This is a genomic window from Methanothermobacter sp. KEPCO-1, from assembly GCF_008033705.1.
GTDB lineage: Archaea > Methanobacteriota > Methanobacteria > Methanobacteriales > Methanothermobacteraceae > Methanothermobacter > Methanothermobacter marburgensis.
Map to the genome: position 1 here is coordinate 155432 of NZ_CP042937.1, position 14099 is coordinate 169530.

Annotated in this window: 19 protein-coding genes; 12 read left to right on the top strand and 7 right to left on the bottom strand. The window is 49.1% G+C overall.

What is annotated here, in order from left to right:
* The 4 genes from FVF72_RS09490 to FVF72_RS09505 all read right to left on the bottom strand — a co-directional run bounded on the left by FVF72_RS09490 (window position 1) and on the right by FVF72_RS09505 (window position 1002).
* A complete protein-coding gene (locus tag FVF72_RS09490) occupies window positions 1-219 on the bottom strand; it encodes a hypothetical protein (protein WP_305054848.1) in 219 nt (72 codons plus the stop codon).
* Between the two features lie 72 nt (window positions 220-291).
* Entirely contained in the window at window positions 292-696 is a 405-nt protein-coding gene (locus FVF72_RS09495; protein ID WP_305054851.1) for an arsenic resistance protein, read from the bottom strand.
* A gap of 16 nt (window positions 697-712) precedes the next feature.
* Window positions 713-856, bottom strand: a complete 144-nt coding sequence (locus FVF72_RS09500) for a hypothetical protein (RefSeq protein WP_305054849.1) — start codon at window positions 854-856, stop codon at window positions 713-715.
* On the bottom strand, window positions 832-1002 hold the full coding sequence (locus FVF72_RS09505) for a hypothetical protein (RefSeq protein ID WP_305054850.1): 171 nt from the start codon (window positions 1000-1002) through the stop codon (window positions 832-834). The genes FVF72_RS09500 and FVF72_RS09505 overlap by 25 nt, the downstream gene beginning before the upstream one ends.
* A gap of 178 nt (window positions 1003-1180) precedes the next feature.
* Here FVF72_RS09505 and FVF72_RS00705 point away from each other — a divergent pair, with 178 nt between their 5' ends.
* The 11 genes from FVF72_RS00705 to FVF72_RS00750 all read left to right on the top strand — a co-directional run bounded on the left by FVF72_RS00705 (window position 1181) and on the right by FVF72_RS00750 (window position 9739).
* Entirely contained in the window at window positions 1181-1672 is a 492-nt protein-coding gene (locus FVF72_RS00705) for a hypothetical protein (RefSeq protein WP_147670937.1), read from the top strand.
* A gap of 109 nt (window positions 1673-1781) precedes the next feature.
* The gene (gene cmr1, locus FVF72_RS00710) at window positions 1782-2273 is read left to right on the top strand and encodes a type III-B CRISPR module RAMP protein Cmr1 (protein ID WP_187239650.1); all 492 of its coding nucleotides are present in this window, start codon (window positions 1782-1784) and stop codon (window positions 2271-2273) included.
* Window positions 2274-2513: 240 nt separating this feature from the next.
* On the top strand, window positions 2514-3299 hold the full coding sequence (locus FVF72_RS00715; protein WP_242451176.1) for an RAMP superfamily CRISPR-associated protein: 786 nt from the start codon (window positions 2514-2516) through the stop codon (window positions 3297-3299).
* Window positions 3292-6291 carry a CRISPR-associated protein Csx11 gene (locus FVF72_RS00720; protein ID WP_147670939.1) on the top strand — a complete coding sequence of 1000 codons (3000 nt, stop codon included), beginning with the start codon at window positions 3292-3294 and terminating at the stop codon, window positions 6289-6291. Before FVF72_RS00715 ends, FVF72_RS00720 begins: the two co-directional genes overlap by 8 nt.
* Entirely contained in the window at window positions 6281-7051 is a 771-nt protein-coding gene (locus FVF72_RS00725) for an RAMP superfamily CRISPR-associated protein (RefSeq protein ID WP_255503749.1), read from the top strand. The genes FVF72_RS00720 and FVF72_RS00725 overlap by 11 nt, the downstream gene beginning before the upstream one ends.
* Window positions 7038-7394 carry a hypothetical protein gene (locus FVF72_RS00730; RefSeq protein WP_255503750.1) on the top strand — a complete coding sequence of 119 codons (357 nt, stop codon included), beginning with the start codon at window positions 7038-7040 and terminating at the stop codon, window positions 7392-7394. The genes FVF72_RS00725 and FVF72_RS00730 overlap by 14 nt, the downstream gene beginning before the upstream one ends.
* Window positions 7378-8262 carry a hypothetical protein gene (locus tag FVF72_RS00735; protein WP_255503751.1) on the top strand — a complete coding sequence of 295 codons (885 nt, stop codon included), beginning with the start codon at window positions 7378-7380 and terminating at the stop codon, window positions 8260-8262. Before FVF72_RS00730 ends, FVF72_RS00735 begins: the two co-directional genes overlap by 17 nt.
* A 212-nt stretch (window positions 8263-8474) precedes the next feature.
* On the top strand, window positions 8475-8864 hold the full coding sequence (locus tag FVF72_RS00740) for a hypothetical protein (RefSeq protein ID WP_147670941.1): 390 nt from the start codon (window positions 8475-8477) through the stop codon (window positions 8862-8864).
* A gap of 40 nt (window positions 8865-8904) precedes the next feature.
* Complete coding sequence (locus FVF72_RS09345) at window positions 8905-9036, top strand: hypothetical protein (RefSeq protein WP_255503752.1); 132 nt, start codon at window positions 8905-8907, stop codon at window positions 9034-9036.
* Window positions 9037-9213: 177 nt separating this feature from the next.
* Window positions 9214-9393 (top strand): hypothetical protein, encoded by a 180-nt coding sequence (locus tag FVF72_RS00745; RefSeq protein WP_147670942.1) that lies wholly within the window; start codon window positions 9214-9216, stop codon window positions 9391-9393.
* 187 nt (window positions 9394-9580) lie between these two features.
* Window positions 9581-9739: a DUF3467 domain-containing protein gene (locus FVF72_RS00750; RefSeq protein WP_147670943.1), complete on the top strand. Its 159-nt coding sequence runs from the start codon at window positions 9581-9583 to the stop codon at window positions 9737-9739.
* Between the two features lie 19 nt (window positions 9740-9758).
* Here FVF72_RS00750 and FVF72_RS00755 read toward each other — a convergent pair whose 3' ends face one another.
* On the bottom strand, window positions 9759-11111 hold the full coding sequence (locus FVF72_RS00755; RefSeq protein ID WP_147670944.1) for an MATE family efflux transporter: 1353 nt from the start codon (window positions 11109-11111) through the stop codon (window positions 9759-9761).
* On the bottom strand, window positions 11104-11550 hold the full coding sequence (locus tag FVF72_RS00760) for a MarR family transcriptional regulator (RefSeq protein WP_147670945.1): 447 nt from the start codon (window positions 11548-11550) through the stop codon (window positions 11104-11106). Before FVF72_RS00760 ends, FVF72_RS00755 begins: the two co-directional genes overlap by 8 nt.
* Before the next feature lie 134 nt (window positions 11551-11684).
* On the opposite strand from FVF72_RS00760, the gene FVF72_RS00765 reads away from it, so the two are divergent.
* Window positions 11685-11909, top strand: coding sequence for a type II toxin-antitoxin system HicB family antitoxin (locus FVF72_RS00765; protein WP_147670946.1), 225 nt, complete (start codon window positions 11685-11687; stop codon window positions 11907-11909).
* 48 nt (window positions 11910-11957) lie between these two features.
* Here the strand turns inward: FVF72_RS00765 and FVF72_RS00770 are convergent, their stop codons facing one another.
* Window positions 11958-14090 carry a DEAD/DEAH box helicase gene (locus FVF72_RS00770; RefSeq protein ID WP_147670947.1) on the bottom strand — a complete coding sequence of 711 codons (2133 nt, stop codon included), beginning with the start codon at window positions 14088-14090 and terminating at the stop codon, window positions 11958-11960.
* Window positions 14091-14099 lie beyond the last annotated feature (9 nt).

Consider the following 14099-nt stretch of genomic DNA (forward strand, 5'->3'; position numbering starts at 1 on the left):
TCAGGCCGGAAACATGCCCCGTGTTGCGTTGGCTATCCTCACAAGTGCAAGCATCACCGGGACCTCCACAAGGACCCCCACCACCGTGGCGAGGGCCGCCCCTGACTGGAGGCCGAAGAGTGATATTGCCACCGCAACTGCAAGTTCAAAGAAGTTGCTTGCACCTATGAGGGCCGCCGGTGCAGCCACCGCATGCCTCAGCCTCATCTGGAGTCCCAAAGGTAGGCCACCGTGAATATCAGTGTATTATGAGGGGCACCGCAATCAGGCCGATGTGGAGGGGGTTCTCGATTATGACTCCCCCTGGAATGAGAATATTATGATGAGGGTGAGGAGGAGTCCTATGATGGTTATGTTCTCGAATTTCCCCAGGACCCTCTGGAAGTACCCTGGCCCCCTTGAGGTGATGAGCCTCCTCCTTGTGAGGTAGCCTGCAAGGAGTGGTACCACCACGAAGAGGACCACCGAGAGTATGAGGGTGTCGTAGGGTGCCTGGATGTTACCTATCCCCTGGAGGAAGGCCACTGTGGGGGCGTAGGCGAAGAGGAGTATTATGTCGTTCACCGCCACCTGCACCAGTGTGCAGGCAGGGTCGCCCCTTGTGAGGCTGCTCCAGACGAATACCCTGGCTGTGCATGGTGCTGCCCCGAGGAGTACCGCCCCTGCAAGGTACTCCCTCCCGAGTTCAGGTGGTATAAGATTTGAGAAAACCCTAGAGGAAGGATGATGCCACGATGTACATGGTGAATGGCTTTATGAGCCAGTTGGTCCCGCAGGTAACAGTGAGTCCCCTGATTTCCCTGGTGGCCCGTATTATGCCTGAGAAGTCTATCATGAGCCATATGAGCACCGCCACCGGGGGGATACCTGGGCGTACTGTAACCTGTTGAGGAGGGCCGGGAAGGCTGGTATGAACTGTCCGATCCCAACCCCTGTGATTATGCAGAGGATCACCCAGACTGTGAGGTACCTTTCGAATATTCCCATCTCTTCACTTTCCATGATATCATCGGTTACATATCAGTAAATTCAATTAGTGGTTTTCCATGAACCGGAAAGGTATTTATGAAGTAAAGAACATGAATGTAATTATTAAGTGTTTATGGTGGTAAATTTGAGACTCAATGTGAATACAAATGGTGAACCACTATTGAAGTGGCTGAACAGTAAGCTGAATGTTTTGAGCTCCCTATTGGGGATACTTGTGGGTGCAGTTGCCGGGACACTCACCGCGGTAATCCTTGGCGGTGCCCTCATGGGTGGATCCGTGGACCCCATATTCTTTGTATTCATTGTGGCATTTGTCTTCCTCTTTGTGGAATCCTTCGTTGCGGGTCTGGGGGCTGAAACCTACAGTGAATCCCTGGTGAACTCAGGGTTCCTGGTACTCATCTACCTGACCATCGGCATGGTGGGGCTCATGGCAACAACCACAGGTGGCATGATGGCCCTCTCAGCCATCTCACAGATGTTCCCTGACACCGGCGGGGACATGACAGGTACAGCCGAGCCCATGGGACTGGCACCTGAATCCTCCCAAACGCCAGCCGACTACCTGCAGCTCATATCAGGGATACTCATGCTCATATCATCAATACTTGCAGCATTCGTGGGGGGCCTCCTGGCGGTCTACCTAAGGAAGAAGATGAAAGGTCCATCCCTCAATAAATAGGGTCCACACACTCACCATTCACCCTGCTCTGCAGGACATGAAACTACAGGTGAAAAGAAAAATCTTAAATACTGATATAAAAATAATAAGAAATACAGGGGGGTGTTCCATGGGGGGACCCAGAGTATTCAGAATCAAACTTCAGGCGCCCAATGAAATATGGACGGGGGACCATAAAAAATCAAATGTCCTGAGGGAAACCGGACTTATAGGGAGTATCAGATGGTGGTATGAGGCCCTTATAAGGGCCCTTGGAGGGACTGCATGCGGACCCATAGATAACTCTGAGTGTAATGGGAGGATGCACTGCGATGCCTGCGAGTTATTCGGTTGCAGAGGCTGGTCCCGGAAATTCATACTGAGATGCTCCAATGGGAAGACCATAAGAATCGGTCTCACTGAACTTAGAAAAATGAAAGATGTGGAGCTCGGCCTCCTGAACACCACATTCAGGATAATAGAAAAGTACGGCGCCATGGGGGGTAAACTGGCCCATGAGAAATATGGGATCATAAGGATAATGGAAAGTGACCTTGACGAATTCCAACCTGAAAAATCCCAACTCAAGGGTTACCTCAAGAAAAAGGGGTTCCCGCTGTGAAAATCCCAATCTAAAACGATTCATTTTCATTGAAAACCCGAATATTCAGCTTGTGAAGAACCTAAAAAATAAATGCAGCTTTCTGAAGGGATCAAAGAATGGAGGTAAGCGATACTTTTATAAAACCTCAGAAAAAAGGCTTTTCGCATATGCGCTAAATGATGGCGAATACCGCTGCCTCATCCGGTATGCACCTGGGGATAGGGTTACCAGATGGGATGATCTCCTGGAGGAATTGTTTTGAGATCCAGAACACAGGATGAACTGGTCCACGACTACTATCTCAATAAGAGAAGTAAAGGGATTAAAACCAAAATCGAGATGCTTGAAAAGAACCATAATGATTTCAAAAGATTCTATCCATCAGCTGAGGGCCTCAAGGACCTCCCGGGGGGTTCAGTTCTCATCTGCATAGAATTCATCCTCAAGAAGCCATACACAAGCAGGGGGGAAGATGAACTCTATGAAAACCCCATAATAAGGGACAAATTCACGTGCCTCCCGATTGTAAGACCATCCACATGGAAGGGTAACCTGAGATTCGCAGCCGCACACATAGATGATCCAAGATTCAGGGATAATGACATCATCATGGGGCGTTTATTTGGCTCAGGGTCCAGGAAGGAAAATGGTAGACGTGGTAGACTCCATTTCTTCCCCACATTCTTTGAGAGATGGGAAAAGGACGTCATCACCCCCATCAGCAGAAAAACCAGAAAACCAGGGAGGGGCGCCCTGGAAGTGGAGGTTATAAAGGAGGGGAGTAAGGGAGAATTCCACATCCTCTACACACCTTACCCCCGTGGAAAAGGGTTCACAAAGGATGATGTGGTGGAGGACCTTGAATTCCTTGCAGAGGCCCTTAAACTGATGTTTTACACCTATGGTTTCTCAGCCAGAAAAACCTCAGGTTTTGGTGTAATCAGAGATAAAGTAGAAGGAAGGTTATACGTCTCAGACCAGTCACATGAATTCAGAGATCTCCATGAACTGAGGGATCTTGTAGGGGGGGCTCTGGGTGAGTGAATGTCCAAACAATGATAAGGAGGATGCCCTTCACATCATAATGGAGAGGAAGGATGAAATCCTCACCGCCGAGATCGGGGCACTGCTGCACGACATCGGAAAGTGTCACCCGGATTTTATTGTTAGCAAATCCCTTGAGGGTGGAACGTATTCACATACCAAAATTGAGAGTATCCTCAGTGGAGAACTTGTTGATCTTCTCAGGGATGAAAAATTCAGGGTAGGTGAAACAGACATCTACACCCTCATCAGAGAGCATCACACTAAAAGTGGAAGCTCCAAGTATCTACAGCTCCTCAGGATATGTGATAGGCTCGATTCAGCCGATGATAAGGGCATAGTCACCAAAAAACAGCCAGTTGAGAATACAGTTATCAGTACACCATTCGGTTACCCGAAGGAGGCCATAGATCTCAAGTGCCTCATGAAACGCTTCGAGGACCTTGAGAGGACCCTTCATGACCTTCTGAGACATTATGTTGATGGTGATGATATGGGACTCTCCTCCCTGAGGAATTCCCTTATATCCACTCTCAGAAACACCTTCACCCATGCCCTGGGTGAGACGAGAATCCCCGCCAATGATGTCACCCTCTGGGATCACTCCCGCTCCACAGCATCACTATTCAAGTCCATGGTGTGCCATGAAATCCTGGATGGTGGTGAAAATAGTCCTGCAGAAGTGAATCCAGAATGGAGGGTCCTTGGTTTCTGCTGGGACGGGGAGGAATTCATAAACAGGGGGAAGAGGATCGCTGACATACTGACAAGAGAGAGGATCATAGAGGACATCAAGGTTGCACTTAAAAGAAAATTTGAAGAAGAAATCCCTGTTGGAAACGTGATTTATGAGGATATAAACGGCATTTACATCACATTCCCTGGGATTGACAGAGAAAAAAACTGGAAATTTATAAAGGATTGTGCCATGGAGGGCTATCAGATCATCAGGGATATGAGCGATGACGAAATATGGCCCTTTGCTCTGCTGAGTGAAAGGTCCCGTTCACTTACCATCATGAAATCATGCCTGGAATTTGCGGAAAGGAAAAGGAGGATACCAAAAAGGAGTCCACTAATATTCTGTGAGGGAGATGAAAAATACCTGGAGTATGGACCAGCACCCGCTGCAGCTGATGAAGGAGACATCTGTCCTGTCTGCAGGCTGAGGAGTAAGGCCATTGATAGGGAGGCCTGTGAAGTCTGTGATGAGAGGAGTAGGGGTAGACTTGATAGGTGGCTCGATGGTAGGGAAGACACAGTATGGATTGATGAGGTTGCAGATGAGAATAACCGCATCGCACTTATCACGCTGAGCTTCAGCCTTTCCAGATGGCTTGATGGTACAATGCTGAGGACGATCTACTCCCGGACCCCTGAGGAATGGTACGGTAAAGCGAAAAAAATAAAAGAAAACCGTCAGTTTATGGAAAAAATAAAAAAATCAATTCAAAGGGAGTTAAATGTCGATTCGCCCCAAGAACTGGCAGAATATTTAATGGAATATTTTGTTAAGGAGGCTCTGAGGGACCCTGAATTTAAGGATCCGCAGGACAAGATCTCATTAAGGGCAAAGATCTTAGATACATTTTTTGAGGACATCACAATCAGCGAAAATAAAAATAAAAATTCACTTTTTGTGGGTGTTGCATGGAAAAATTTTAAAAGAAGAGAGCAGAGTAACGATGTCAAACATATCTTAACATCTCTCTTCACCCAGAATCCATCTCCTGCCCGTTTATACAGGATATGGAACGAAACCGGTGAATTCCTGGATTCGCTAATGGATGGTATCAGGGATAGGGTATATAATTCTAAATGGAAACGCCTCAGATTCCATGTGGATTCCAAAATGGAGGTTATAAAGGATAATGACAAAACGGAGGTTACAAAGGATAATGACAAAATGGAGGTTATAAAGGATACTGAACATGAAAGAAAGGGATTCATAATAAAAATCGATGGTCTCCAACCAGAATATCTCCTGGCGTTCCATGAGTCAAATGGGGAATTCTACACCATTGAATCCCTCTCAAAGTACACATTCCATGGGGAGAAGGGCAAAGATGCGGTCAGGAAGGCCCTTAAAAAAGAAGGTATAACCTGGCTTTCACCTGAGGATGACCCTGAAATGAACCTTTTAAATGGAGATCATGCCCTGAGCATCAATATTCTGAAAGAAGAGGAATATACTCCCATGATAAAAATAAAGGGAGCTCCTACTCTGCTGCAGATAATCGTCCCCGCATCTGACTCCATGAAGATCATCGAACTCATAATGTGCCTTTATAGTGAAAGGTTCAGGAAGGTTACAGGTAAATTACCCCTCAATCTGGACCTCCTTGTTGCAGGGAGAAAATTCCCCCTCTACATGCTCCTGGATGCAGGTGAACGTTTACTGAACGGCGATGAGTTCCAGGAACCAGAGATGCTGGATCCATGGTGGGAACTCCAATGCATGAAATCAGACCCATACTATGGCTTCTACCCCACATACAGCAGGGATGAATACAGCATCATGGACCTTGAGGTGTTAACATCTGGAGGGATTTATCACCTCCAGCCAGGATACTTTGACTTTGAAATGCTATCAGCAACAGATGACAGGTACCTGATAACATATGATAATGGGCGAAGAAACACCCCTGAACACAGATTATATTCTGCAAGGCCACTTTACCTCCACATGATCCCCGATATGATGAGTTTATGGGAGTTGCTGAGGAGTAACCTCTCAAATTCCAAGATGAACAGACTCGAGGAGAACCTCACATCCAGGCTGAGGGACCTGAGAGCTGTCAGGGACCCATCCAGAGAGATTGTATTTAAAAGATTCGCTCTCGCATCACTCATGGATGCATTCAATGGGAAATGGGAATCTCTAAGATCCGAAACACGGGATTTTATTTTAAGATCAGCAGTGAATGGGTTTTTACTGGATACGCTTGTGCTCTTCAGACACATGTTGAAGGAGGATGGAAATGAAAACTGAAATCAGAAAGTACTGCTGCCTGGCACTTGACCCCCTCCATGTGGGGGCAGGTGGTTACCGGCTTGGAAGGGCCGACAATACCATAGTGAGGGAGCCCGCAACAGGGGTGCCCAAGCTGCCAGGCACATCCATCGCCGGGACAATGAGAGAATACTACAGGATACACCTCCAGGAGGAGGGGAAAGACGAACAGGAGGTTATTGATGTCTTCGGAGATGAAAGTCGGCGCGGAAGGGTGAGGTTCTATGATGGGCAGATACTCTTCTTTCCGGTGCTATCCACGGAGGGAACCGTCTGGGTGACAACACCTGAACTCCTCGAATACTGGCTTGACATCAAACTGGATCCTCAAGGGGGAGTCACAGCAATTCATGAACTTGACTCAGACCATATCAACCTTGGGTGGCTTTACTTCAAATCCCGGAAGGATCCCAAGGAACTCCCCTCCATGATCGTTAAATGGGTTAAAAGGGCAGTTTCTGTCCCTGACACTCTCTTCTCACAGATAGTTAATGATAACCTTGAGGTCAGGACCTCCGTGCGCATTGACCCTGAAACAGGGACTGCGAAAAGCGGTGCTCTGTTCACATATGAGGCAATACCCCGTGGAACCATACTCGCATTCGAGATGGGATTTGAGGAAGAATTTGAAGTTGAGGATATCCTCCCATACTTCAGGTACATGGGTATAGGGGGTATGGGGACACGTGGATTTGGAAGAATAGAAATCAGGGAGCTGAAAGAAGATGCTGAACCTTGACTATATCTGCATGAAACATGCGCAGCAGATATCACGGAATGAAAGGGTTCTGAGGAAGGCTCTGGGAGTCCTTGAGGAGGATGGTGTCTATGCGATGTTTCTCTGGCTCGAGAAGAGTAAAAAAAATAATTCTCTAGAAGAGAAGATAAGAAGGGAACTCACCGATCTCCTCAATGATGGAGAACTCAGAGAACTCCTTGGTGTGGATAAATTCAGGGAAGATTTCGATGAATTCACAGAGGACCTCCTTAAAGTGGCCTCTGACCTTGAAACACTACTCCTTCTTAAGAGGATCCTTCAGAGAACACTGACCTATGCACTTTACCATGCAGGGATTGATTGAAATGTGGCATGAGCTCACCGTAACCTTCCAGTTAAGGAGCCCCCTGCACATAGGATACCTCCCCTCCAGGAGTTCCATATTCTCACCCACACGCTACTATGTTCCGGGGAGGACACTGTGGGGAGCCCTGACACGGAGCATAACGGAATCAATCCACGGTCAACCTGGAGGAGATGATTATAGATCTACCGGCAAGAAACTGAGAGAGGATTTCAGGTTCTCCTACTTCTACGTCCATGATGGCAGAACATATTATCTTCCAGAGTACAGGGATGATGGTTTGATGTATGGTGGACTTGATAGATATGAATTTGAGGGGCGATTCATCGCAAGCACCGTCTCAACAGCACTGAGGGGTGGTGTGGCCCTTAAGGGGTCACTCCATGAAACCGAATACATAAACAGCATGTTCCATGATAGTGAAAAGGTAGAGAGAACAAGGATAATGGGTTGCATATGGATAAAGAACAGGCCCTTCGATCTTGAAATCCAGAAGGATGGGATGTTCATCGGTGACATCAACATTCTCGATGAACTGACCTTGGGTGGCGAGTCAAAGTATGGCTTTGGAAAGGTGGTTCTCGAGTCCATCAGGATTGGCAGGACACCCTTCAGGGTTCACGTTTCTGAGGACATCCAAATTTCAGATGAATTCCTGAGGGGTCATATGAGGTACACACATGACCTTAAATTCACAGGGGATCTCGAGTTACTCTCTGGGAGGGCCTACTTTGATCCTGAAAGTCAGAGGAGTTCTGAAAAACCAGGAGGGGTTATCATAAAACCTGAGTACTATCTGACCCCTGGCACTCGAATAGAGGATCATAAGGAAGCCACTCTCCTCTGGGATGGTACGCTGGTAAGGTAACATTAATTTTCCTGTTTTAAGCTAATGTTTCATTTTTGCATCCTGACACCCAGTTCCACAAGATTCTGTATTACAATAATCATATTTTATAATAAAAGCGTATCAACCTTCACAACGGAAAACTATATATACTGCTTTTTAAATTACTTGAAATATTTTAAAATAACATGAAAATGTGAGTCTGTGAAGAACATGCTGTATACGCTGCACTTTTGATACTTCTCTTTGCAGCAACTGTAACATCATTCGCAGAGAACAGTACCCTGGAAAGTGGAAATCAGACCATTACCAAGATACTCATAGTGAGTTCAAGTCCCAATGAAATCGCCCTCATAAACAGGGTGGCAAATGACACCTACATCAGAAACATCATACGGGTAAGGGCAGAGAGCGGCAGAACCGAGAGCAACTTAACCTATAACATAATAGGGGACGTCATAATCTTCGGCACAAGAAGCTGCCTTGCATCACCAGTATGGGAGTCCTTCAGGGATAAATTGAGAGATGCAAAGAACAGAGGCTCAACCATTATGATCTGTGTGGAACCATCTGGAAGGAGCAGGTACGGCCCTATAATGGACCTTCAGACCATGACACCCTGACCCCGCTTCAACGAAGCCCTCAGATACCTCAACTACACCGGTGAAAGGAAACCTTAAAAACCTCGTACTCTACCTTGCAGCATCATTCTGCAATCTCAATGTAACCGCAGGGGCACCTGAACAGCGACCGCTCTGGGCTATGCCACCCGGACGCACCGAGGATATTCAGTAACCTCACCGAGTACATAGGATGGTACAGCCAGAGTGGAAGGTAGCATGCCGGCTCCCCAACAGTGGGAATACTGAGTACGGAGTACACAGACACGGGAAGGGACGGACCCCTCATGAGACGATGGAACAGTTCATTTCAAGGGATCTCACAACTAGGTACTTCATGGCTTGAGGGATAATGAAGGCAGGTTACGATGGTGCAAGGTACATAGACGCATTCGTGGAGAACCTATGGATGTGGCAGGTTACAAACCCTGAACTTGTATCACATCTGACTGGAACATGTGTACAACATCTACATGAGAGACAGCTACGGCCTCGGCCTCTGGGAATTCTTCAGCACATCCAACCCCTTTAGGGTGGGAAATATGTTGAAGTCCCCATTGTGATATCCTCAGAACTCAACACCATCTACATAAAAGGTGCCCCTGGGGGGTTTTTCATCAAATGAATTCCGCGTCCTCCTCTTCTCTGAAGAGCTATTCCCCAGGGACGAGGAAACAGAAATCTAGGAGATCAGTGCCTGCCGGGTCGTGGAGAATGAGGTGAGGATGTCACCGGAAACAGCGAAGGAACTTGCAGTGTGGCTCATGGAGCAGGTTGAGGAATACGAGAGGACCTTCGGGAAAATCAGGGCCCATCACTACAAGGGGCCGCAGCCTAGAAGAGGCGGGATGCCAGACCCCCATGGCCACACAGCATGATAGGCTCATAAAGGGGGAATCAGTCCCCATACCTTCTGAGCCTCCCTATAAAGAGCCTGGCCCAGAGGTAGGCTATGAGGCTTCCCCCGATGTCACCTGCAACCACACCCCACCAGACACCAACCTCACCGAATCCAAGGATCACACCAAGGAGGTAGGCGAATACCGCCACAAGGAGGACCTGCCTTATAGCCGAGAGTGTGAGGGATGTGAGCCCCCTCCCGGCACCCTGGAAGATGGACCCTGACATTATACCCGGCGGGAGGAAGAGGTAGAACAGGCAGATGACCCTCAGGAACTCCGTTATCCTGGGTGCCAGGTCCGCGGATGCCTGGGAGTAAGAGAACACCCATGAGATCCAGGGGGCAAGTATGAATGTCAGGATGGCGGTTGCAACCGATATCATGAGCCCCAGCCTTATGGAGTAACCGTGGACCACCTCAAGGTTCCTGAAGTTCCTTGAACCATACGCAACCCCGGATACACTCACAAGGGCGGTTGCAACCGATATCACCGGCACTATGGCCAGCATGACTATCCTCCACCCGGCAGAGTACACTGCAACTGCACTGGTATCGCCGACTGCTGTGAGTATCCCGTTGAGTACCGCGGTTACCAGGGACATGACAAAGAACTCTGCACTTGCAGGTATGGTAACTGAGAGTATTGAGAGGGCAACAGTCCTGTCGGGTCTGAAGTGTTTCATCCCGATGGAGGTGTAGGTCCCGCCCCCAAGGAACCAGTACAGTACAACGAGTGAAACCGCAAGCTGTGATATCACGGTGGCCCAGGCCGCCCCGGCTATACCCCATCCTGCAGTGTATATGAGGAGGGGGTCAAGTACCATGTTGAGGACCGCTGAGAGGCCCATGGCATACATTGGCCTTTTAGCGTCACCCTCGGATCGGAGTATCCCGTAGGCTGCCCCTGTGAATAGGGTGAAGATTGTACCTGCAAAGACCACGCTACCATACTGGAATGCCGGCTTCAGGGCCTCCCCTGCCCCCAGGGAGACGAGTATGTCACCGAGGAGGATTTCAAGGAGCACTGTGATTACAACTGAAACCGCGGCTGTTATTATGACCGTGTGGGTTGCGCTGTTGTTCACGCCCTCCGTGTCACCGGCCCCCAGGTACCTTGAGACCGATGATGCGGCCCCGGCCCCGAGGCCATTGGATAGCCCCACCAGTATCATGTAGAGGGGTGTTACGAACCCTATGGCTGCGAGGGCCTCACCGCCCAGGCCAGCCACCCATATGGCATCCACCAGGTTGTAGATGGATGTGAGCAGCATCGCGATTATCATTGGCCCTGAGAGTTTCAGGAGGGCCCTCCTGGGGTCCCCCCTCATTATCTTAACACCCTCAGTCATCCTCAACACCCCTTATTTTCATTGCACCCTCTGCGAGTCTCCTGCACATCCTCATAAGTTCATCCTGCTCTTCCTGGGTGAGGTTCTCAAATAGGAGGTCTGTCCACCTTTTCTCAACCTCCCTTATGAGGGGTATCAGTTCCTCGCCCTGATCCGTGAGGTTCAACCTGTATCTTCTCCTGTTCTGGGGGTCCTGTTTTTTTATGATGAGTCCCTTCTCCTCCAGGCGCCTTGTGATCCTGGCTATGGTGCCCTTGTCCACCTGGAAGAACCATGAGAGTTCATCCTGGGTAACCCCTGGTTGCCTGTGGATCCTGAAGAGGCAGGCCACCTGGGCGTCTGTGAGTTTCAGGCTGGATAACTCCCTTGCCACAAATACACGGTGGCTTCTGAGTATGATTGATAGGAGCCCCTTGAATGGTATGTCACTGTCGATCATCACTTCATCCTCAATGTTCTGATGCTGAAATTATCTGGATGGCACCATATAAATGTTGTCATGGCAACTGTTGCAGCTGCAACATAAGCATTAATCATATCAGATGCCCATCTTTGAACTGCAGGTGAGATGGGATGACCTCAGTTAAACTTGAGCTTCCAGTAAAGATTGAAAAAGAGGGAAAACTGTTCGTGGCGATATGTGAGCCCTTTAACATAGCCAGTCAGGGCATCAGCAAAGAAATTGCCCTTGAAAACATCAGGGAGGCGCTTGAACTCTTCCTTAGCGACGAGGATGTTCTTGAAATGTATCCTGACCTTATAAGCAGTTACACTGTACCTGAAAAAGAGGACATGTGATAACAGGAAGCTAGTCACACATCATTAGACTCTGATTCAGATGAATCTCTATTTCTCAGAACCATGAAAAACACAAATACTGAAGCCCTCCACCTCAACAGGTCTGCTGGCCTCAAGCAGCCCCATGAGCTCATCCGGCCTGTAGAGGAGGCTGTATTTTATATGGGCCGCCACATCCTCCGGGAGGTGCTCTATGAACTTGTTCTTAACCATCCTGTCAAGCCTGTCATGGAGCCTGAGGGGGAAGTCCTCCTCAGAGATGATGGATGGGATCTCATTCAGAGTAGATACCACGTCATCGTAGTCTACCTTCGCCCTGAAGCGCGCCGCGAAGGCATCATCCCTGACCATGTATGCATCATGCTCCATCCTGAATATATCGGAGATGAGGCCGTTAACCCTCTCCCCTCCAAAGGTGTGGATCTCCACATCCGACCCGACACTCACAGGGATAACATCCCTGGTTAAACCTGCGGCAGAGGCCCTTGCCATCTCAGATAGGATCCTCTCCCTTGATGCGTCATCTAGCCACCTGAGGAGGTCCCGGTTGAAGTTTCCAAGGAGGATGTCATAGGCGTGCCTTGCAACCTCAAAGCTCACAGGGGCACCGCCACCACTCCAGTCAGGTATATTCGCCTTCCTTGAGCAGGGCTTAACCTTAACGATGAATTTTTCATGGTCTATCTCCCTCACAATCCAGTTTTCACCACCAAGCACGAAGCCCCTACCCTCCTCAAGGTATTTTACAGCGAAGAATGCGTCAAGGGTCCCTATTGTCTTTGTGCCGTGCTTAACAGTGAACTCATAGGTGGGGTAGAAAACAGAGTAGAACTCCAGGAAGTTCATCTTACCGAAGACCTTCTCAAAGTTGAAGCCATGGTAGAGGTAGGTCCCGTGTTTCCTTATAAAATCACTCTCACCCATGAATTCAAGGAGGTGCCTGAAGTCCCCTTGATTTATATCAGAGAATACATGGGCCCTCCCCAGGCCCCTGTATATCTCGGCGGGCCCCGGTTTTTCAATCTCAAACACCGAGCTCAGGATCTGGTGGAAGTATATGTCAAGGGGCCGGCGGGGTATCCTGAGCATCTCAAGTTTACCTGAAAGTGCCAGCGAGACAACCGAGAGGGCGAGGAGCACCTCACCCTCATGGAATATGATGGTCCTCTGGTTGCCGCTCCTCCTGCCGCTCCTCCCGGTCCTCTGAAGGAACTGGTTCACGGTTGTTGGGCTCCGCAGGTGTACCACCACGTCGATGTCACCCACATCTATACCAAGCTCCAGTGTACTGGTGCTCACCATGAAGGCCGCTGAGATGGATTTGAATTTCTCCTCTGCCTCCTCCCGTGACTCCCTGTTCAGGGAGGAGTGGTGTATGAAGACGTCCACATCCAGACACCTTCTTATGATGTTGTAGTACCTCTCGGCCTCCCTCCTTGATGGGACGAAGATGAGGACCTTCCTGCCGGTTAACCTCCTTAAAACATCAATGACCCCCGCTTCTCCACCAGAGAATATCCTGTACTGGAGTCTCCTATCAGAGCTCTCCTTTACAACAACCCCCGAGGGGCTCATCCACTCAAGGACATCTTCGGGGTTTCCAACCGTCGCAGAGAGCCCTATCCTCTGGGGCCTCACAGAGGTGTACCTTTCAAGCCTTGCAAGGAGGGAGTTCAGCTGGACACCCCTGTCTGACTCTATGAAGTAGTGGATCTCATCCACTATGATGTATCGGAGGTTTCTGAAGATCCTCTCCCTCTCATCCCGGCTCCTGTTCACCATGATGACCTCAAGGGACTCTGGTGTTATGAGAAGGATGTCCGTGGGGTTCCTGATGAACCTCCGCTTGGTGTCTGGCGGGACATCCCCGTGCCACTTCATGACCTCAAGGTTGAAGTGGTTGCCCCAGTACTCCAGTCTGCTGTGCATGTCATTTATGAGTGCCTTGAGGGGTGAGACATAGAGGAGGCTGACCGGTGGGAGGCCCTCTGTGAGTATGGAGTTGAAGACCGGTATCATGGCTGCCTCGGTCTTACCAGAGGCTGTGGGTGCAACTATGAGGGTGTCCTCCCCCCTCCCTATGGCTTCAATGGCGGATTTCTGCACGTCCCTCAGGCTCCTCCAGCCCAGCCTGTTGGCGAGGAAGTGCCTGAGGCGGGGGTTGAGTGATTCGGAGGACATCAGATTACA